The sequence below is a fragment of the Pseudomonas sp. OV546 genome, from assembly GCF_900116845.1.
In the GTDB taxonomy this organism is placed as follows: domain Bacteria; phylum Pseudomonadota; class Gammaproteobacteria; order Pseudomonadales; family Pseudomonadaceae; genus Aquipseudomonas; species Aquipseudomonas petroselini.
Genome location: NZ_FPCE01000004.1, coordinates 75,205 through 94,375 on the forward strand (window position 1 = coordinate 75,205; position 19,171 = coordinate 94,375).

Below are 19,171 nucleotides of genomic sequence, written 5' to 3' on the forward strand. Positions count from 1 at the left end.
CATAGTTAACCCGTGCATCAACCTACGAAGGGATTTCGCCGTGCGCTGGCTCAGGATCGCCATAGGTTTTACTGTCAGCCTGCTGACACTGCTCTGCTTGCTCCCGGCCCAGGCCGCGGCGCAAGGCAGTGGCTGGGCAGTATTGCTTGATGAACAGGCCGACCTGCAACTGAGCGACATCCGGTCCTCGCGCTACACCAATCAATTCAGCCCCATCGAACTGGACCGCATCACCGCTGCGGAACCGGACGGTGCGTTGTGGGTACGTTTCAAGCTGCAACCCGGCAAGCACGAGCAAGTGCTGCGGGTATTCGCCCCGGACCTGTCGCACCTGAGCCTGTATGTGCTGGACGGCGACACCCTGGTGGAACAACAGAGCACCGGCACGCGCCAGCCCCAGGCAGAACGGCCGCTGCCCAGCAGCGACTTCATGCTGCCGATGCCCCAGAGCCAGAGGCCCCTTGAGGTCTACCTGCGCCTGGTCTCCGAACACGAGCTGCGCCCTTACATCACCCTGGAACCGGCCGTGCTCGCCGCCGCCGACCAGACCCAGACGCTGATCTACGGCCTGCTGTTCGGCTGCTTGCTGATGCTGATCCTGCACAACCTCACGCGCTTCGCCTACCACCGCTCGCGCAGCAGCCTGTGGCTGGCGGCTTGCGAAGTGCTGTTGATGCTCAGCCTGGCACTGCTGCTCAATCTGATAGGTCCATGGCTGCCGAATTGGCATGCGGTCCAGACACCCGGCGCTTACCTGGCGCTGCTGCTGACCGCGCCGTGCGGGCTGATGTTCGCCTACCGCTTCTTCATGCCCCTGGGCCCGCACCCGCTGAACAAACTGTTGATGGGCGACATCCTGTTCATTGTGCTGTGCGGCCTGCTGCTGTTGTTCGTCAACACCCTGCCGCTGAACATCATCACCTACGCCCTGGTGGCCCTGGCCGGCTTGAGCATGCTGTTTGTCTCGGCCTATCACTGGCAGAAAGGCTACCGCCCGGCACGCCTGTTCGTGGCCGCGATGGTGGTGTTCAACATCGGTACGCTGATCATCCTGCCGGCGCTGCTGGGCCTGACGATGGTCTCGCCACAGGGTCTGATCGTCACGTTGCTGGCCTTTATCTGCCTCAGCGGCCTGTTGATGAGCCTGGCTTTGGGCGAACGCCAGCGTGCGATTGTCGAGGCGCGCTTCAGCCTCAGCCGCGACCTGGCGGCGAGCAACGCCGAGATCGCCGCCAAGGCCGAGTTCCTGGCCAAGATCAGCCACGAGATACGCACCCCCATGAACGGTGTGCTCGGCATGACCGAACTGCTGCTGGGCACGCCGCTGTCGGTGAAACAACGCGACTATGTGCAGACCATCCATAGCGCCGGTAACGAACTGCTCACGCTGATCAACGAAATCCTCGACATCTCCAAGCTGGAGTCCGGCCAGATCGAACTGGATGACGTGCAGTTCGACCTCAATGCGCTGATCGAAGACTGCCTGAGCATCTTCCGCGCCAAGGCCGAGCAGCAGAACGTCGAGCTGATCAGCTTTATCCAGCCTCAGGTGCCCCGTGTGATCAGCGGCGACCCGACCCGCTTGCGCCAGGCCATGTTGAGCCTGCTGGAAAACGCCCTGCAGAAGACCGACGAAGGCGAAGTGCTGATCGTCGTCGCGCTGGATGACCGCAGCACCAAGCCACGCCTGCGCATTGCCGTGCAGGACAGCGGCCTGCCGATGGAAGCGGCCGAGCGCGACGCCTTGCTGCACAGCGAACTGCACAGCAAGAATTTCTTCTCGGCCACCCGCCTGAACGGCCACCTGGGCCTGGTCATCGCCCGCCAATTGATCCTGTTGATGAACGGCGAATTCGGTATCAAGAGCGGCAGCCATCAGGGCAGCACCCTGTGGCTGACCCTGCCGCTGGACCCGGAACGCCTGGAGCACCCGACCTCCGACCTCGACGGCCCACTCAAAGGCGCACGGGTGCTGGTGGTGGACGACAACGACACCTGCCGCAAAGTGCTGGTGCAGCAATGCTCGGCCTGGGGCCTGAACGTCAGCGCCGTGCCCTCGGGCAAGGAAGCCCTGGCGTTGCTGCGCACCAAGGCGCACCTGCGTGACTACTTCGACGTGGTGCTGCTGGACCAGAACATGCCCGGCATGACCGGCATGCAACTGGCGGCGAAGATCAAGGAAGACCCGAGCCTGAACCACGACATCCTGCTGATCATGCTCACTGGCATCAGCAACGCGCCGAGTAAGATCATCGCGCGCAATTGCGGGATCAAGCGCATCCTCGCCAAGCCGGTGGCCGGCTACACGCTCAAGACCACCCTGGCCGACGAACTGACCCAGCGCAGCAAAGGCACGTTGCAATCACGCCCGCCCCTCGCCGTACCGGCAGCCGTCACGGTGCCCGCCGACTTCCGCATCCTGGTGGCCGAAGACAACAGCATCTCCACCAAAGTGATCCGCGGCATGCTCGGCAAGCTCAACCTCAACCCGGACACCGCCAGCAATGGCGAGGAAGCGTTGGAGGCGATGAAGGCCCAGCGTTATGACCTGGTATTGATGGATTGTGAAATGCCGATCCTCGATGGTTTCTCGGCGACCCAGCAACTGCGTGCGTGGGAGGTAAGCCACCAACGCATTCGTACGCCGGTGGTGGCGTTGACGGCGCACATTCTGACGGAACATAAAGAGCGCGCCCGCCAGGCCGGGATGGATGGGCACATGGCCAAGCCGGTGGAGCTGTCGCAGTTGCGGGAACTGGTGGAGTTCTGGGTGGCACAGCGCCAACAAAGGCCGGAACACGCGCCCTCCTGACCTGACGTTCGTGGCAACACCCCACCTATATTGTGGTGAGCGGGCTTGTTGTGGTGAGCGGGCTTGCCCCGCGCTGGGCTGCGAAGCAGCCCTAAAACCCAACGCCGCGGAGTGCCTGACACAACGCGGCGTTTTTATTGGGGCCGCTTCGCAGCCCAGCGCGGGGCAAGCCCGCTCACCACAAAAGCCAGCTCCCACATTTGATTTGTTTCGCCTGATAGACTGCCCACACTTTTTCCGCCCGCGAGCCGCCCTTCATGCTCCACGTGTTATTCAGCGTCTACCTGAAAATGCTGGTGCTCTACAGCCCATTCTTCGTGCTGTCCTGCTTTATCAGCCTTACCCGTGGCTACTCCAGTAAAGAGCGGCGGCGCCTGGCCTGGAAAGTGGCGCTGGCCACCCTGGTATCGAGCGTGTTGCTCTACCTGTTCGGCCGGGTAATTTTCAGTGTGTTCGGCATCACCGTCGACGCCTTCCGCATCGGCGCCGGCAGTGTGCTGTTCATCTCCGCCCTGGGCATGGCCCAAGGCAAGTCGGCGGTGCAGACCGACAACGTGCAGCAGGACGTGACCATCGTGCCGCTGACCATCCCCCTCACCGTCGGCCCCGGCACTATCGGTGCACTGCTGGTGATGGGCGTGAGTCAACCGCACTGGGATGACAAACTCACCGCCATCCTCAGCATCGCCCTGGCCAGCCTCACGGTGGGTGTGGTGCTGTACCTGTCCAACCGCATCGAACGTATCCTCGGTGACCAGGGCTTGCAGATTGTCAGCCGGTTGATGGGCTTGTTCGTGTGCGCCCTCGCCGCGCAAATCATTTTCACCGGGGTACGCGGCTACCTGGTGCCCTAGATCCGGTACTTGGCGATCGCCAGTTGCACCTTGTCTCCCGCGCTCTCGCGCATCAGTTGGATGGTTTTTTCGTTGACCACCGAGGTGTTCAGCACCAGACAGGTCTGCCCGCTGAAGGCTTCGAACGAAGAGCTGTCCCACTCCAGGAACGGCAACCCCACCTGTTTGCTCACACCGTGGGTGCTGTAGGTCACCAGCACCATCATCAGTTCACCATCGGTTTCAGCACAAGACGCCAGGCCGAAATCACCGCCTTGGTGTACCGAACTGTTGCGTTTGAACAACTCGAAAGTCGCAGGCGTCTGCTTCAACGCCTCCAACGCATCGGCCGCCAGTTTCGGCAGCACGGTGAGCAGCGTTCCGGACAATGACGTAGCCGCCCACAGCGCGGCCATGATATTCAGCGCCGCCAATTGCACCGTCAGGCCCTTTCCCGAACGGGAGATCCGCTCGAAGCGGCTGCGTACCGGCAGCCAGCCCAGGCTGATCATCACCTTGATAAATTCTTCGTACCAGACCTCGGTACCGCGTTGGACTTTCAACACATCGCTTACGTAGCTGCTGGCCAGCAGGTAGCTTTTACGGATGTATTCCCGATTCAGGCCGGACAGCCCTTCGGCAAATGAAATGACGCTGTTGTTGACCACCGCCGCGTTGAAGTTGTCCTCGGTGTCCAGCGCTAGGTCCGCCTGCGTGCCTGACGCTCCCGGCAACTTGTAGGCGGCAATCAACTTGCGCCTTTTTGTACTGTTGATCCTTCTGTGATGTCGCTCCATTTTGATTCTCCACAAGCACCCCAACTCGAGGCTTATGTTCACCCTAGTCCACTGCCTGACGGGTTTCCCAGGCGATAAAAACCCTTGGTGCGGCCCGTCAAACCCTGGCACCCAGCAATAACGCAGGGTGCCTGGCGAGCTTCCGGATTTCGTCGCCATAAAAAGAAAAAGCGCCGAACAACATCAGGAAAATCCCTGCGTCATTCGGCGCTTTCAGGCAGCCCAGCGGCGGTTTTCAGGACGCGGGTTTCTCGCCGTACCACCGCGGGGTGTACACCCACTCACCGCCACCGGCACGGGGGAAAGTGCAGGTGGTGGACGAGCCGATCAGCACCATGGTGCGCATGTCCACCTGTTCCGGCGTCAGCTGCCCAAGCGTGGTCACACGCAGGGTCTGCCCCGGGCGACCGATATCGCGGCCCAGCACCACCGGCGTTTGCGGCGTGCGATGCAGGGCGACGATTTCCAGCGCGCGCCCCAGTTGCCATGGCCGCGAACGCGAGATCGGGTTGTAGAACGCCAAGGCCAGGTCAGCCTGGGACGCCAGGTCCAGGCGCTTTTCGATGATTGACCAAGGCTTGAGGTTGTCCGACAGCGACATCACGCAGAAGTCATGGCCCAACGGCGCGCCCGCCTGGGCGGCGGTGGCCAGAGAGGCCGAGACTCCGGGCAGGATTTGCAGGTCGACCTGATGCCACGCCGGGTCGCTGGACGCGTGCAGGGCCTCGATCACCGCAGCGGCCATGGCGAACACGCCAGGGTCGCCGGACGACACCACCACCACCGAGCGACCTTGGGCCGCCAACTCGAAGGCGTGACGCGCGCGCTGCATTTCTTCGCGGTTGTCGGTGCAGTGCTGCACCTGATCATCGCGGAACGGACCGGCCATGCGCACGTAGGTTTCGTAGCCAAGCACGTCGGTGCAGCGTGCCAGTTCAGCCTTCACAGCGGGCACCATCAACTCGGCGGCACCAGGGCCCAGGCCGATCACGGCGAGGCGACCACGCAGACGTCCGACGCGCGACAGGTCCAACGGCTGCTCAGCGACATCAATAACGATATCGGCCTCTTGGCTGGCGCTGACAAACCGCAACGGCACACCCAGTTCCAACGCCGCCTCATGCAACGACGCTTCGGCCATCTGCGTATCGCTGGCCAGCAGGCACGCCAGGGATTGCACAGCGATGCCGGCCTCATGCAATGCCGTGCGCACGCGCTGTGCCAGTTGCGCGCCGGGCTGGCAGGTCACGCTGACGTTCTTCGGATAGATCAGCAATTCATTGGCCGCGGGCACGCGCTCGGCACTGCCCACGTGAATCGCCAGGCGTGCCTGTTGATCCTGGGGCAGGTTGGCCTGGTCCAGCCAGGGCGCCGCGCCTTCGATGCGCACGCTTTCGCCGGCCAGCAGGTCGGAGACGAAGCGCTTGCCCAGCTCCAGATCGGCCAGCTCATACCCCTTGGGTGGGTTGAGCAGGCAGGTGCCGAACCGCAGCTCGCCACTGGTGGTAATCGCAGCGGCCACGTCCAGCGCAGCGGCAATGTCCCGCGCCATGACGTTCACGCCACCGAGGCCACCGAGCAGCGGTACGACGGCGCTGCCGTCTTCGGCCACGGCCAGCACGGCAGGCTCTTCGCCCTTTTCCAGCAGCAGCGGCGCGAGGGTGCGGACCACGATACCTGCAGCGCACAGCGCAATCAGCGGCGTGCCGTGTTGATAGAGCTGGCGCAGGGTGGCACCGAACTCGCTGTAAGTCTGGTCCGCACCTTCAACGCGCCCGGCCAGGCCGTGGATCAGGGCGCCGGGGTACACCTGCTGGATCTTGCGCGCAGTGGCCAGGCTGCCCTGGCCGAGGATGACAATCGCCGGGCTCATCAACCTTGCCACCGTTCACCGGGCACGATGATCAGCGAGAAGTACGGTGAAGACATCGGCTCCACCTGATCGAGCGGCACGATCTTCTGGTTGGCCATGGTGGCGCGTTCGACATACAACGCGCGCTCGGCCAGGCCGAGTTCTTCCAGCACCTGGCGCACCTTCGGGAAGTTGCGCCCCAGCTTCATGATCACCGCCGCATCGGCGTCCGCCAGGCGGCGCTTCAGGTCCTCATGGGGCAGCACGCCCGAGAGCACCGACAGGCTCTGGTTGCGATACACCAACGGCGCGCCCAGTACCGAGGCGCCGCCAAGCATCGAACACACGCCAGGGATGACCTGGGCGTCGTAGCGTTCGGCGAGGCGGTCATGCAGGTACATGTAGGAGCCGTAGAAGAACGGGTCGCCTTCGCAGATCACCGCCACATCGCGGCCGGCGTCCAGATGCGCGGCAACGTCGACGCTGGCGGCGTCGTAGAAGTCGCTGATCACTTGCTCGTAGGACATCGGCGCCGGCAATACCTCGGTGGTCACCGGATACACCAGCGGCATCAGCGTCTGTTGCGGCACCAGGTGGTCTTCGATGATGCCGAAGGCATTACCCTTTTTGCCCTTGGCCACGAAGTACGCCACCACCGGCGATTCGCGCAGCAGGCGCAGGGCCTTGAGGGTGATCAGTTCCGGGTCACCGGGGCCTACGCCCAAGCCGATCAAACGTCCGCGTGCCTGCATTATTCGACCTCCGTGGCCAGGGCATTCACGGCGGCGGCGGCCATGGCACTGCCGCCCAGGCGGCCCTGCATGATCACGAACGGCACGCCACGGCTGTCGGCGGCCAGCATCGCCTTGGATTCGGCGGCGCCCACAAAGCCGACCGGGAAGCCGAGGATCAACGCCGGTTTCGGTGCGCCGGCATCGAGCATTTCCAGCAGGTAGAACAAGGCGGTCGGGGCGTTGCCGATCACCACCACGCTGCCTTCCAGGTGCGGGCGCCACAGCTCCAGCGCAGCAGCGGAACGGGTGTTGCCCAACTCGCGCGCCAAATCAGGGACGCTGTCGTCACGCAAGGTGCAGATCACGGGGTTGTTAGCCGGCAAGCGCGCGCGGGTCACGCCTTCGGAGACCATCCGCGCATCACACAGAATCGGCGCGCCGGCAGCCAGCGCATCGCGCCCGGCCTTGCCCGCACCTTCGGAGAACTGCAGGCCGTCGATGGCCTCGACCATGCCGCAGGCGTGAATCACGCGCACCGCGAGTTTTTCCAGGTCGGCCGGGATACGGTCCAACTTGGCTTCCGCGCGAATGATGGCGAAGGAGTTGCGGTAGATCTCCTGACCGTCGCGGATGTAATCAATCATCGGTGTTGCTCCGTGGGCGAGCGCGCAGCAAGGCGCCCGTCGCTTCAATAGAAAGGGTGCGCGCGTGCAGCCGGCCAAACCCTGGGTGGGCTGCATCGCGGAAATAGAGGTCGTAGTGGCCGGGGCTCACTGCCAGCAAGGTCACCGGCGCAACGTGCGCGGCGGCGCAGGAACGTGGGCAGCCGGACAGGTGCACGTCGTGATCGGGTTTCAGCGCGGCGAGTTGCACCGCATCAGCCTTGGTGTCGGCCAGCGCTTTGCCGCAGCCCCTGGAACCGGTGCAGGCGGTCATGCGCGCCAGCGGTTGGTCAGCTGAGCAGAGGAAGCCCAGTTGCGCCAGGCGCTCGGTCACGGCGTGAGGCTTTTCAACGTTGGGCAGCAGCACGCCCTGCCAAGGGGTGAAACGCAAGGTGCCGTCGCCGTACTCGCTGGCGAGTTGTGCGACGCCCGCAAGCATCGCCGAATCCAGGCGACCCAAGGGTGCGATGGCAGCGACATAGAACTGATTTTTTTGCGCCTGTGGATAAGTCCCAAGGTGCAGCAAAGCACCACTGGGCGGGCGATTGAAGCCGTCGACCGGCAGTAGCTTCAGGTGCAGACGGCTCAGCAGGTTATCCACAGGCAGATGACGCATGCGGGTTTGTTCCGGGGTGGCGAGGTCGAGAAACGCCTCCAGCACCGCCACCACCAGCGCATGGCCCTGCTCCAAGGGCACGGCCGCCAACGGTGCATCCAGCCCAGGGCAACCGGCCAGGCCGAACGCGAGGAGCGTCTCGCCATTGCGCACGAACGCCGAGAGCCACAGATCATGATGATGTTCGAGCATCGCCAGCGCTTCACCGCCATCCAGTTGCACGGCGAACTTGGCCGACAGCTGATGAAAACGCGGATGAGTTTGCAGGGTGGCGAGGATTTCATTGGCCAGCGGCCGGGTGTCGAACAGCATCTTCGGGTCGATACCGGCGCTGGGGCTGAGCATCAGGTTGCGTACGTCGTCACCGGCGGCGTTGCTGGGCCCGAGGTCGGCGGCCAGCAGCCTGGCGATCAAGGCGTCCTCTTCGGCGCCGATCCCGCGAATCTGAAGGTTGGCGCGGTTGGTCGCCTCGATCACCCCGCCGGCATAGGCCTGGGCCGCACCCGCCACCGCGCGGGCTTGCGCTGCGGTGATCGAACCACCGGCCAGTTTGATCCGGCAAATGCCGCCATCCAACGCCTGGACGATACGCAGCAACCCCGGACAAGCCGAGGGGCGCAAGGTATTCACAGCGGGCGTTGGGTTCACGGGGCTACCGGTTTGCAGGTAAAGGCGCGGTATTATGCCTGCTTTGTCCGGCGGCATGAAAAGCCTGCCCGTCGGATGTCGTTCAAGGAATCCATATGTCGCCCTGGCTGACGGTTGTAGGCATCGGTGAAGACGGCTTCAAGGGGCTGGGCAGGAATGCCCGGCATGCCCTGTTGCGCGCCACGCGGATTATAGGAGGTCAGCGCCAGTTGGACCTGTTGCCGGTGTGTATTCGTGGCGAGCGCCAGGTGTGGCCGAGCCCGTTTTCGCTGGAGCCGGTGCTGGCGCGACGCGGGGAGCCGGTGTGTGTGCTGGCGAGTGGCGATCCAATGTTCTATGGCGTGGGGGCGAGTTTGGCGCGGCAGGTGGCGGCGGATGAGCTGCTGATTTTGCCGGCGCCTTCGTCGGTATCGTTGGCGGCGGCGCGGTTGGGTTGGCCGTTGCAGGAGGTGGTGACGTTATCCGTGGTGGCCCGGCCGCTGGCGGCGCTGAATGCGCACCTGGCCAGTGGGGTGCGGCTGTTGGTGTTGAGCAATGATGGCCGCAGCCCGGCGTTGATTGCTTCGCTGCTAAGCGAATCCGGGTTCGGTGCTAGCCGTTTGTCTGTGTTTGAACACTTGGGCGGCGCGGATGAGCAGCGCATCGACGGGTTGGCGCACTCGTGGGAACACACCTCGGTCGCCGATTTGAACCTCGTCGCCATCGACTGCCTGGCCGACGCCCATACTGCGCGCCTGTCGCGTCTTGCAGGTTTGCCGGACTCAGCCTTTAAGCACGACGGTCAACTGACCAAACGCGATGTGCGCGCCATGACCCTTGCCCGCCTCGCCCCGATGCCCGGCGAACTGCTGTGGGATGTGGGTGCGGGCAGCGGCTCCATTGGGATTGAATGGATGCGCACGCATCCCAGTTGTCGCGCGCTGGCGATTGAAGCCGATGAAGGCCGCCAAGGCCTGATCGAACACAACCGCGACGCCCTTGGCGTGCCCGGCCTGCAACTGATTCGCGGCAAGGCCCCCGCTGCATTGCTTGGCCTGGAAGCACCGGACGCCATCTTCATCGGCGGCGGCGTGACCCGCGAAGGCGTGCTCGACACCTGCTGGCAACACCTGCGCCCTGGCGGGCGGTTGGTCGCCAACGCCGTGACCCTGCAAAGCGAAATGACCTTGATGAACTGGCGCGCGCAGCATGGCGGCGAGTTGACCCGCGTCCATGTCGCTCAGGCGCAGCCGTTGGGGGAGTTTGATACATGGCGCCAGGCGTTGCCGATTACCTTGCTGGAAGTGGTCAAGCCGCTATGAAACGCATCCTGCTGTTGGGCGGCGTGACTGAAGCGCTGGCCATCGTTCGTACATTGGGCCCGGAACATATCTATAGCCTGGCCGGGGTTGGGCGCGTGCCCACCGACCTGACCTGCCAGGTGCGGGTCGGCGGTTATGGTGGGGCTGAGGGGTTGGCGCGGTTTGTACGGAATGAGGGGATTAGTCTGATTCTCGACGCGACCCATCCGTATGCCGCGCAGATCAGCCGCAATGCCGCCGAGGCTGCAAGCGCTTGCGGCGTGCCCTGCTGGGCATTGCGCCGACCGGCGTGGCAGCCGCAGGCGGGGGATGACTGGCGTGAGGTCAGTGATTGGGCGTCGTTGATTGAAGCGTTGAAGCCGTTCAAACGCCCGCTATTCACCTTGGGCCGCGAGCCGTTGCAGCATCTGGATGAAATCCCGCCGGAGCAGTTCTGGACGCTGCGCGCGCTGGATGTGTATCCGGGGAATGCGCGGTGTGAAGTGATTGGCGCGCGGGGGCCGTTTTTGATCGAGGATGAGCGCGCGTTGTTCGAACGGCGCGGGATTGATGTGCTGATCAGCAAGAACAGTGGTAGCACCGCGACGGAGCCGAAGCTGGAAGTGGCAAGGGAGCTTGGAGTGCCGGTGTTGGTGTTGAAGCGGCCGGTGTTGGCAGCAGTGGATCGAGAATTCACTACTGTGCCTGCGGTTCTACAGGCAATCACCACTCTCTAAACACCATCGATTCTATGTGGGAGGGGGCTTGCCCCCGATAGCGGTAGATCACTCACAGATGTATAGACTGACACACCGTAATCGGGGGCAAGCCCCCTCCCACCTTTAGAACTGCATCATCACGCAGCGTTTTTCGTTTGCCCGACACCATCATGCACACGATCAGCCAGCAGCAGCGCCAGCTCAATCAACTGCGCAACGCCGAGCAATTCCTCTCGTTTCAAGCCTTCCAGGTCAAACGCAAGATCACAGCTCAGCGCATTGGCCGAGGCGAGGGTTTCGCTGAGGTTGACCAGCAGGTCTTCGGTGCTGAAGCCGTCGGCTACGGTGAAGAGCCGGACGGGGGGATTTGGGGTGGGTTTGATCATTGTGAAGCTCCTTAATCTAAGTGGAGCTGCCACTCATCGCCGCGACGCGATAGGGGTGGCAGCTGTACGCAGGTTCGCGGACCGGAGATCAAGGAAGCCGGCATACCCGAAGGTATCCCGCGCACAGCCACCATAGCGCCGCACAGTAGACGATAAAAAAGCGTCAACTGAAAGGAGGCAATGCTTGATCCGTTCGGGCCGCGACGCCCGACCGCTGAGTTTGCTGCGGTGTACGGAGACTAGAGATTGAGTGTCCTAGGGACAACCTTAAAGGCCTGTCGGATATTTCTGCTTGCCCCTATTCATTGCCGAACACCGGCCAAATGTGGGAGGGGGTTGCCCCCGATAGCGTCAGCCCAGTCAACAAATCAGTGGCTGACCCACCGCCATCGGGGGCAAGCCCCCTCCCACATTTGAACTGTGCAGCGTTGAAGATCGGCATCCACTCGATTACCCGTCTATCCTCAAACCAGTCACTGCGACACCAAACCACACCCACCCTTTTTACTTATCCCCCCCGATCAGGCTAAATACCCTCCTGATCGTTTAACCCTACGGATTGTCCGCCATGGCCCGTCAACGCTTTGCAATCGCCTGGATCGCCTGCCTTGCAGTGCTGTTCAACGCCTTTGCCATGCCGATGGCCAGTGCAATGCAGCAGGCGGATGACCCGGTCAAGCAATTGCTGTGGGGCAGTTTCTGTTCCTCCAACGGTGCGAGCCTTAAGACGATTGCCCTGGGCAAGCTGGAAATCCCGGCACCGCAGCAGGACGATCACTCCACCATGCAACATTGCTGGTGTTGCTCCGGCTCGGCGCCGCTGGTGGCGTTACCGGGGTATGTGCCGCAGTTGTATGTCACGCGCTTCGACGCCGTGCAGAGCTTGCCGCCGCCCCAACTGCAAACGCCCACACCGCGCCAGCAATGGCCAAGCCTTAACCCCCGCGCCTCTCCAACGGCCTGATTTCTTCGCAAGTGAACTGCGTTTAGAACCGTTCTGGAGAACTGCCATGCTCAAATCTTCCCTGCTTCTGGCTGCGTTGTTGCTGCCGGTGTTCAGTGCTGCCAATGCCGAGGACTACAAGGCCGGCGAACTGGAGATCCGTGAACCCTGGTCCCAGGAGTTGCCGCCCAATGCGCCGACTGTCGCGGCCTATTTTGTCATCCATAACACCGGTGAAAGCCCGGACCGCCTGCTCAGCGTCGAGACGCCCGTGGCGGACAAGGCCGAGCTGCATGAGCATGTCATGCAGGGCGACTTGATGAAGATGCAACAAGTGCCGAGCGTGGCGGTACCGGCCAAGGGTGATTTGACCTTCGCGCCCATGGCGTATCACGTGATGCTGCTCGGTCTCAAAGACCGCAGCCTGTTGGCCGACGGCAAGCAATTCCCACTGACCCTGACCTTCGAAAAAGCCGGCAAGGTCGAGGTGGAAGTGTCGGTGCAGAAAGTGCCGCCCATGGCTGGCCACGAGCACAAACACCCTCAATAGACTGACACTCGATGGGCGCCCCTCGCGCCAGGTTATCCCCACACTCCCGCCTGAAACGCGGCAGTTGGATCAGCCTGTTCGCCATGCTAATGATCTTTATCGGTCCGCTGATTTCCCAAGCGATGCCGATGGACCATCACGCCGGTATGTCGATGGACATGCCGATGGAGCACGGCGAAGCCCATCACAAGAAAGCCCCTGACGAACACCACGCCCTCTGGTCCAAGTGCGGCTATTGCGACCTGCTTTACAGTTGCCCCGCCCTGCCCGGTGGCATTTCAACCTTTACCCTGAGCAGCCCGCCACCGGCCAATGCCCTCACCCCCGCCACGCGCCTGGGTCATGCCCGGCAGAGCATCTTCCCCGGCGCCCGTAGCCGCGCGCCGCCCATCGCCTCGTAAGCAGTTCACACCGTTACTTCACCCCGGCCGACTTTAGACAGACAGCCGCAGGCTGCTGGCCGTGTTGTTTACGATTGATTGATGGAATTTGTCATGTCCAGGTTTTCTGCTGACACCCGTTTGGGATGTACCCCCGTGCTCGCTGCCTTATGCGGCGCATTACTGGCTCCCCAGGTTCACGCTGACGAGCATGAACTGAGCCCCACCGTGATCACCGCGATCGCCCCCAGCTCGCCACTGACCGTGATCACCAACCCCAAGGACCCACGCCAGCCGGTGCCCGCGAGCGATGGCGGCGACTACCTCAAGACCATCCCCGGCTTCGCTCTGGTGCGTAATGGCGGCACCAATGGCGACCCGGTACTGCGCGGTATGTTTGGCTCACGCCTGAATATCCTCACCAACGGCAGCATGATGCTCGGCGCCTGTCCCGGCCGCATGGACGCACCCACCTCGTACATCTCGCCGGAAACCTACGACAAGCTCACCGTGATCAAAGGCCCGCAAACCGTGCTCTGGGGCCCCGGCGCCTCCGCCGGCACCGTGTTGTTCGAGCGCGAGCCGGAGCAATTCGGCGAGTTGGGCACGCGCCTCAATGCCAGTGTGCTGGCCGGTTCCAACGGGCGCTTCGACAAGGTCATCGATGCCGCTGCCGGTGGGCCGCTGGGCTATGTACGGGTAATCGGCAACCAGGCCCATGCCGATGACTACAAGGACGGCAACAACGACACCGTCGCCTCACGCTACGACAAGTGGAACGGTGATGTGGCGGTCGGCTTCACCCCCGATGCCGACACCCTGCTGGAACTCACCGCTGGCCGTGGCGATGGCGAAGCACGCTACGCCGGGCGTGGCATGGACGGCTCGCAGTTCCTGCGTGAAAGCCTGGGGCTGCGCTTCGAAAAATCCAACATCGGTGAGGTGCTGGACAAGGTCGAAACCCAGGTCTACTACAACTACGCCGACCATGTGATGGACAACTACAGCCTGCGCACACCGTCGGGCACCGGCATGATGGCCGGTCCGATGGCCTCTAACGTCGACCGGCGCACCCTCGGCGCGCGGATCAAGGCCACCTGGCGCTGGGCCGATGTGCAGTTGATCAGCGGCCTGGACGCGCAGACCAATGAACACCGACAGCGCAGCAGCATGGGCATCGACACCTACAAGGACTTGCCCAAGGTCAAGGACGCCAACTTCCACAACTACGGCGTGTTCGGCGAACTCACGTGGTACGCCGCCGACCGTGACCGCTTGATCACGGGCGCACGCCTGGATCGCGCCTCGGCCAAGGACTTCCGGCAAACCACCGGTTCCGGCATGAGCGCCCGCACCAACCCGACTGCCGACGACACCCGAGCCGATACCCTGCCGTCCGGCTTCATGCGTTATGAACACGACCTGGCCGACAGCCCCACCACTCTCTACGCGGGCTTGGGCCACTCGGAGCGTTTCCCGGATTATTGGGAGCTGTTTTCCCCCAACACCGGCGCGGTCGGTTCGGTAAATGCCTTCGACGGCGTGAAGCCGGAGAAGACCACCCAATTCGACTTCGGCGCGCAATACAAAGCCGAGGCGCTTGAAGCCTGGGCCTCGGGCTACATCGGCCGGGTGCAGGACTTCATCCTGTTCGACTACAGGCCAGGGATGATGGGCACCACTTCCCAGGCGCGCAACGTCGACGCACGCATCATGGGTGGCGAACTGGGCACAGCGTACAAACTGACGCGCAATTGGAAGGCCGACGCCACCCTCGCCTACGCCTGGGGCAAGAACAGCAGCGACGGCAAGGCGCTGCCGCAAATGCCGCCGCTGGACGCACGCCTTGGCCTCACCTACAGCGAAGACGACTGGAGTGCCGGCGCGTTATGGCGCGTGGTCGCGGCGCAAAATCGCATCGATCAGAACAAGGGCAACGTGGTCGGCAAGGACTTTGACAAGAGCGGCGGCTTTGGCGTGTTCTCGCTGAACGCGGCGTACCGCCTCAATAAACATTTCAAGGTCAGCACTGGCGTCGACAACCTGTTCGGCAAGGCCTACGCCGAGCACCTGAACCTGGCCGGCAACGCCGGGTTCGGCTACCCGGCCAGTGACCCGCAGGCCATCAAGGAGCCAGGCCGAACCCTCTGGACCAAAGTCGACATGAGCTTCTAAGAGCATCGGGGGCAAGCCCCCTCCCACATTTGAAGGTGTTCACAAAATCAAAAGTGTGGGAGGGGGCTTGCCCCCGATGACGGCCGACCAGACACAAAAAACTCAAAGCCTTGCGGAGCCCCCGATGAGCATTCAAAAAGTATCCTTCTACAACCTGGCCTGGCGCTGGCATTTCTATGCCGGCCTCTTCGTCGCCCCTTTCATGGTGCTGCTGGCCCTGACCGGCATCATCTACCTGTTCAAACCTCAGCTCGACCCGCTGATGTACGGCGACCTGCTCAAGGTCCAAACCGCCGAACACGCCCTGAGCGCTGACGAGCAACTGCGACGCGCCCAGGCCGCCTACCCCAACGGCGTGATCAGCAAGTACCTGCCGCCGGCCGACGCCACCCGCAGCGCACAATTCGTGATGCACAACGGCGGCCGCGAAGTGACGGTGTTCATCGACCCGTATCGCGGCACCGTACTCGGCGAGCAGGACGCCAAATACAACCTGCAAGCCATCGCCCGCGCGCTGCATGGGGAGCTGATGATCGGCACCGTCGGCGATCGCCTGGTGGAACTCGCCGCCGGTTGGGGCGTGATGCTGGTGGTGTCGGGCCTGTACCTGTGGTGGCCGCGCGGCAAGTCCTCGGCGGGTGTGCTGTGGCCAAGGTTCAGCAGTCGCGGCCGGGTGTTCTGGCGCGACATGCACGCGGTCACGGGCTTCTGGGGCGCGTCGCTGCTGCTGGTGATGCTGCTCAGCGGCATGACCTGGACCGGCTTCTGGGGCAAGCAATACGCCGACCTGTGGAACAGGTTCCCGGCGGCCATGTGGAACAACGTGCCGCAGTCCGACCAGCAGGCGCGAGTCCTCAATACCGCAACGCAACAGACCGTGCCCTGGGCCCTGGAAAACACGCCGATGCCGATGTCCGGCGACCATGCCGAACACATGAACCACGGCGCGATGCACTCAGCGCCGGCCGCGCCCACCTTGCGCCTGCAACAGGTGGTCGACCTGGCGACCGCGCGCAAGGTCGAGCCCGGCTACAGCATCACCTTCCCGACCACGGCCGAGGGCGTGTTCACCGTTGCGGTGTTTGCCAACGATCCACGCAACGACGCCACCCTGCATGTGGACCAGTACACCGGCAAGGTCCTGGCCGATGTGCGCTGGGCGCACTACAACACCGTCGCCCGCGCCACCGAGACCGGCGTGATGCTGCACGAAGGCAAGATGTTCGGCTGGGTCAATCAACTGATCGTGCTGCTGATCTGCCTGATGATTCTGCTCAGTGCGGTCAGTGGCGTGGTGATCTGGTGGAAGCGCCGGCCAACGGGCGGCCTGGGCGTTCCGCCGTTGCGGCATGACCTGCCGAAGTGGAAAACCGCGATGGTGATCATGCTCGCCCTCGCGATCATTTTCCCGCTGGTGGGGGCCTCTCTGATCCTCGTGTGGGCGCTGGATTGCCTGGTGCTGTCACGCTTTTTTGGCCAACGTGAATCTGCCTCAGGTTCGGCATGAAACAGGCGAGATGCCCGGTACAGAGCCCTTCTGTAGCCTTGCGCGGACTTTTGTCTCGCAGCGAATAAGTGTTAACTTATAACACTTTCTGCGTTATCGTTGCTCGCCGCGCCCTGCGGCGAGTACCCCTCCAAGAAGACTGACCGACCGATGAACAAGTACCTCGCGTCCAGCCTGTGCCTGCTCGCCCTGCATAACAGCGCCCAGGCCCTGACCTTGCCCGCCAGCCCTGTCACCGCCACCGCCGTGGACGACGAACACGTCGACCTCAACACCCCGACCACCGCCGGTTCGCGCTTGAATCTCACGGCCTTGCAAACCCCCGGCAGTGTCGAGAGCCAGACCGGCGCGCAGATCCGCGCACGCGGCGATGCCAGCGTGCAGGACGCAATCTCCCGCGCCACCGGTATCAGCCGTACCGGCACGCCGGGCGATGGCGGCACGTCGTTGTCAGCCCGTGGTTTCACAGGCCAGGGCTCGGTGATGCAGTTGTACGACGGCAACCGCATGTACATGGGCATGGGCACGTCGACCTTCCCGGTAGACACCTGGTCGGTGGAACGCGTTGATGTGCTGCGCGGCCCGGCCTCGGTGCTGTACGGCGAAGGCGCTACGGGTGCGGTGATCAATACCGTGCCGAAAAAGCCGTTTGAAGGCGAGATCGAAAACCACCTCCGCCTGGGTTATGGCTCTTACGACCGCCAGCAACAAGCCCTGGACAGCGGCGGTTCGCTGACCGACACCCTGAGCTATCGCCTGAACCTCAATCGCCTGCGCAGCAATGGTTTCATCGACCGTGGCGACGCCAGCAGCGACTTCGTCAGTGGCGCCCTGCGCTGGCAGGCGGCGGACAACTTGAGCTTCACCCTGGCCAGCGACTACGGCGACCAGCGTCCGCAAAACTACTTCGGCACGCCACTGATCAACGGCCAGTTGCACAAGGGTCTGCGCGACAAAAACTACAACGTCAGCAACGACACCCAGCACTACAACGACCAGTGGACGCGCCTGACCAGCGAGTGGCAGATCAACGACAGCGTCAGCGCCACCAACGAATTGTTTTACCTGAAAAACCAGCGCCGCTGGCAGAACGCCGAGAACTACAACTTCACCAACGGCCAGCTCACTCGCAGCGGTAATTTCGGCATCAAGCACAATCAGGAACAGGTGGGCGACCGTCAGACCTTCACCTTCAAACACACGCTGTTCGGCCTCGACAGCCAAACCGTGACCGGTGTGGAATACAACCGCATCCGCTTCCGCCTGGCCAGTAACTCGCCGTTCAACGACGTGCTGGCGAGTGGTCAGCCTATCGATATCAATCACCCGGCACCCGCCGCGTTCGACAGCCAGAACGCGTTCAAGCCACTGTTCGCCACCACCACTAAAACCGTCGCCGGCTTCGCGGAAAACCGTTTGCAACTCACCGACTCACTGTCGCTGATCACCGGCATCCGTCGTGACTACGCCCATGTGGACCGCGATGATCTGCGCGACGGCAGCCAGAGCGACAAAACCCTCACCGGCAACAACTGGAAGGCCGGCCTGGTCTACGCGATCACGCCCGATACCTCGGTATACGGCCAGTACGCCACCAGCACCGACGGTGTTGGCGGCCTGATTTCCCTGAGCCCAGGCCAGCAGCAGTTCGACCTGTCCACCGCCAAGCAGACCGAGGTCGGCATCAAGCAGGCCTTCTGGGACCAGCGCGGTGAATGGACGTTGGCGGCGTATCACATCGTCAAGAAGAAACTGCTCACCGACGTGCCGGGCGACCCGGACCTCAAGCAGCAAGTCGGCCAACAATCATCACGTGGCCTGGAAGCCAGCCTCGACCTGCAACTGCCACACGCCTGGCAACTGCAAGCCAACGCGGCCATCGTCCATGCGCAGTACGACGACTTCAAACAGGACGTCGGCGGCGTGCAAGTGTCCCGCGACGGCAACCGCCCGGTGGACGTACCGCGCCGCACCGCCAACCTGTGGCTGAGCAAGGCCGTGACCGAGAACATCCGCGCGGGTGCCGGCGTGCGTTATGTCGACGCGCGTTACGCCGACATGGCCAACCAGAACGAGCTGCCGAGCTACACCGTGGTCGACGCCAGCGTGTCGTGGAACGCTATGCGCAACACCACCCTGGGGCTGCAGCTGAACAACCTGTTCGACCGCACTTACGCCGTCAGCCAGTACAACGACGGCCAACAATGGATCCTCGGTGAGCCGCGCGCCCTCTTCGTCACTGCGGACTACACCTTCTAAATGACCAAAACACAGTTC

Annotated in this window: 16 protein-coding genes; 10 read left to right on the forward strand and 6 right to left on the reverse strand. The window is 63.1% G+C overall.

Going from position 1 to position 19,171, the window contains the following annotated elements:
* Nucleotides 1–40: 40 nt before the first annotated feature.
* Nucleotides 41–2,812: a hybrid sensor histidine kinase/response regulator gene (locus BM403_RS10810; RefSeq protein ID WP_043204714.1), complete on the forward strand. Its 2,772-nt coding sequence runs from the start codon at nucleotides 41–43 to the stop codon at nucleotides 2,810–2,812.
* A gap of 257 nt (nucleotides 2,813–3,069) precedes the next feature.
* Nucleotides 3,070–3,666: a MarC family protein gene (locus tag BM403_RS10815; protein ID WP_003171467.1), complete on the forward strand. Its 597-nt coding sequence runs from the start codon at nucleotides 3,070–3,072 to the stop codon at nucleotides 3,664–3,666.
* Here the strand turns inward: BM403_RS10815 and BM403_RS10820 are convergent.
* The 5 genes from BM403_RS10820 to cobG form a co-directional block, all read right to left on the reverse strand.
* Nucleotides 3,663–4,442, reverse strand: a complete 780-nt coding sequence (locus BM403_RS10820; protein ID WP_093542765.1) for a hypothetical protein — start codon at nucleotides 4,440–4,442, stop codon at nucleotides 3,663–3,665. The genes BM403_RS10815 and BM403_RS10820 overlap by 4 nt on opposite strands.
* A gap of 235 nt (nucleotides 4,443–4,677) precedes the next feature.
* Nucleotides 4,678–6,315, reverse strand: a complete 1,638-nt coding sequence (gene cobJ, locus BM403_RS10825; RefSeq protein WP_093542767.1) for a precorrin-3B C(17)-methyltransferase — start codon at nucleotides 6,313–6,315, stop codon at nucleotides 4,678–4,680.
* Complete coding sequence (locus BM403_RS10830; protein ID WP_046033963.1) at nucleotides 6,315–7,046, reverse strand: precorrin-2 C(20)-methyltransferase; 732 nt, start codon at nucleotides 7,044–7,046, stop codon at nucleotides 6,315–6,317. The genes cobJ and BM403_RS10830 overlap by 1 nt, the downstream gene beginning before the upstream one ends.
* The gene (locus tag BM403_RS10835) at nucleotides 7,046–7,672 is read right to left on the reverse strand and encodes a precorrin-8X methylmutase (RefSeq protein ID WP_012721987.1); all 627 of its coding nucleotides are present in this window, start codon (nucleotides 7,670–7,672) and stop codon (nucleotides 7,046–7,048) included. Before BM403_RS10835 ends, BM403_RS10830 begins: the two co-directional genes overlap by 1 nt.
* Nucleotides 7,665–9,011 (reverse strand): precorrin-3B synthase, encoded by a 1,347-nt coding sequence (cobG, locus tag BM403_RS10840; protein ID WP_093542769.1) that lies wholly within the window; start codon nucleotides 9,009–9,011, stop codon nucleotides 7,665–7,667. Before cobG ends, BM403_RS10835 begins: the two co-directional genes overlap by 8 nt.
* A 38-nt stretch (nucleotides 9,012–9,049) precedes the next feature.
* Between cobG and cbiE the strand changes: the two genes are divergently transcribed.
* Together cbiE and BM403_RS10850 are read left to right on the forward strand one after the other, a co-directional pair.
* Nucleotides 9,050–10,255 (forward strand): precorrin-6y C5,15-methyltransferase (decarboxylating) subunit CbiE, encoded by a 1,206-nt coding sequence (cbiE, locus tag BM403_RS10845; protein ID WP_093542771.1) that lies wholly within the window; start codon nucleotides 9,050–9,052, stop codon nucleotides 10,253–10,255.
* Entirely contained in the window at nucleotides 10,252–10,971 is a 720-nt protein-coding gene (locus BM403_RS10850; protein WP_093542773.1) for a cobalt-precorrin-6A reductase, read from the forward strand. Before cbiE ends, BM403_RS10850 begins: the two co-directional genes overlap by 4 nt.
* A gap of 119 nt (nucleotides 10,972–11,090) precedes the next feature.
* On the opposite strand, the gene BM403_RS10855 is transcribed toward BM403_RS10850, so the two are convergent.
* Entirely contained in the window at nucleotides 11,091–11,339 is a 249-nt protein-coding gene (locus tag BM403_RS10855; RefSeq protein WP_093542775.1) for a DUF6124 family protein, read from the reverse strand.
* Nucleotides 11,340–11,907: 568 nt separating this feature from the next.
* Between BM403_RS10855 and BM403_RS10860 the strand changes: the two genes are divergently transcribed.
* From BM403_RS10860 to BM403_RS10885, 6 genes are all read left to right on the forward strand, one after another.
* A complete protein-coding gene (locus BM403_RS10860; protein ID WP_046033956.1) occupies nucleotides 11,908–12,303 on the forward strand; it encodes a DUF2946 domain-containing protein in 396 nt (131 codons plus the stop codon).
* 46 nt (nucleotides 12,304–12,349) lie between these two features.
* Nucleotides 12,350–12,832, forward strand: a complete 483-nt coding sequence (locus BM403_RS10865; RefSeq protein WP_012721981.1) for a copper chaperone PCu(A)C — start codon at nucleotides 12,350–12,352, stop codon at nucleotides 12,830–12,832.
* Between the two features lie 11 nt (nucleotides 12,833–12,843).
* Nucleotides 12,844–13,233, forward strand: a complete 390-nt coding sequence (locus BM403_RS10870) for a DUF2946 domain-containing protein (protein ID WP_012721980.1) — start codon at nucleotides 12,844–12,846, stop codon at nucleotides 13,231–13,233.
* Nucleotides 13,234–13,326: 93 nt separating this feature from the next.
* Complete coding sequence (locus BM403_RS10875) at nucleotides 13,327–15,387, forward strand: TonB-dependent copper receptor (RefSeq protein ID WP_093542777.1); 2,061 nt, start codon at nucleotides 13,327–13,329, stop codon at nucleotides 15,385–15,387.
* 124 nt (nucleotides 15,388–15,511) lie between these two features.
* Nucleotides 15,512–16,894 carry a PepSY-associated TM helix domain-containing protein gene (locus BM403_RS10880; protein ID WP_093542779.1) on the forward strand — a complete coding sequence of 461 codons (1,383 nt, stop codon included), beginning with the start codon at nucleotides 15,512–15,514 and terminating at the stop codon, nucleotides 16,892–16,894.
* A 150-nt stretch (nucleotides 16,895–17,044) separates the two neighbouring features.
* The gene (locus BM403_RS10885; RefSeq protein WP_093542781.1) at nucleotides 17,045–19,153 is read left to right on the forward strand and encodes a TonB-dependent receptor; all 2,109 of its coding nucleotides are present in this window, start codon (nucleotides 17,045–17,047) and stop codon (nucleotides 19,151–19,153) included.
* Nucleotides 19,154–19,171: the final 18 nt, after the last annotated feature.

What these genes read in the sequence shown, in the direction of transcription:
- BM403_RS10815 (WP_003171467.1), top strand. Translation starts at nt 3,070, where the DNA reads ATGCTCCACGTGTTATTCAGCGTCTACCTGAAAATGCTGGTGCTCTAC.
- BM403_RS10820 (WP_093542765.1), bottom strand. Translation starts at nt 4,442, where the DNA reads ATGGAGCGACATCACAGAAGGATCAACAGTACAAAAAGGCGCAAGTTG.
- cobJ (WP_093542767.1), bottom strand. Translation starts at nt 6,315, where the DNA reads ATGAGCCCGGCGATTGTCATCCTCGGCCAGGGCAGCCTGGCCACTGCG.
- BM403_RS10830 (WP_046033963.1), bottom strand. Translation starts at nt 7,046, where the DNA reads ATGCAGGCACGCGGACGTTTGATCGGCTTGGGCGTAGGCCCCGGTGAC.
- BM403_RS10835 (WP_012721987.1), bottom strand. Translation starts at nt 7,672, where the DNA reads ATGATTGATTACATCCGCGACGGTCAGGAGATCTACCGCAACTCCTTC.
- cobG (WP_093542769.1), bottom strand. Translation starts at nt 9,011, where the DNA reads ATGCCGCCGGACAAAGCAGGCATAATACCGCGCCTTTACCTGCAAACC.
- cbiE (WP_093542771.1), top strand. Translation starts at nt 9,050, where the DNA reads ATGTCGCCCTGGCTGACGGTTGTAGGCATCGGTGAAGACGGCTTCAAG.
- BM403_RS10850 (WP_093542773.1), top strand. Translation starts at nt 10,252, where the DNA reads ATGAAACGCATCCTGCTGTTGGGCGGCGTGACTGAAGCGCTGGCCATC.
- BM403_RS10855 (WP_093542775.1), bottom strand. Translation starts at nt 11,339, where the DNA reads ATGATCAAACCCACCCCAAATCCCCCCGTCCGGCTCTTCACCGTAGCC.
- BM403_RS10860 (WP_046033956.1), top strand. Translation starts at nt 11,908, where the DNA reads ATGGCCCGTCAACGCTTTGCAATCGCCTGGATCGCCTGCCTTGCAGTG.
- BM403_RS10865 (WP_012721981.1), top strand. Translation starts at nt 12,350, where the DNA reads ATGCTCAAATCTTCCCTGCTTCTGGCTGCGTTGTTGCTGCCGGTGTTC.
- BM403_RS10870 (WP_012721980.1), top strand. Translation starts at nt 12,844, where the DNA reads ATGGGCGCCCCTCGCGCCAGGTTATCCCCACACTCCCGCCTGAAACGC.
- BM403_RS10875 (WP_093542777.1), top strand. Translation starts at nt 13,327, where the DNA reads ATGTCCAGGTTTTCTGCTGACACCCGTTTGGGATGTACCCCCGTGCTC.
- BM403_RS10880 (WP_093542779.1), top strand. Translation starts at nt 15,512, where the DNA reads ATGAGCATTCAAAAAGTATCCTTCTACAACCTGGCCTGGCGCTGGCAT.
- BM403_RS10885 (WP_093542781.1), top strand. Translation starts at nt 17,045, where the DNA reads ATGAACAAGTACCTCGCGTCCAGCCTGTGCCTGCTCGCCCTGCATAAC.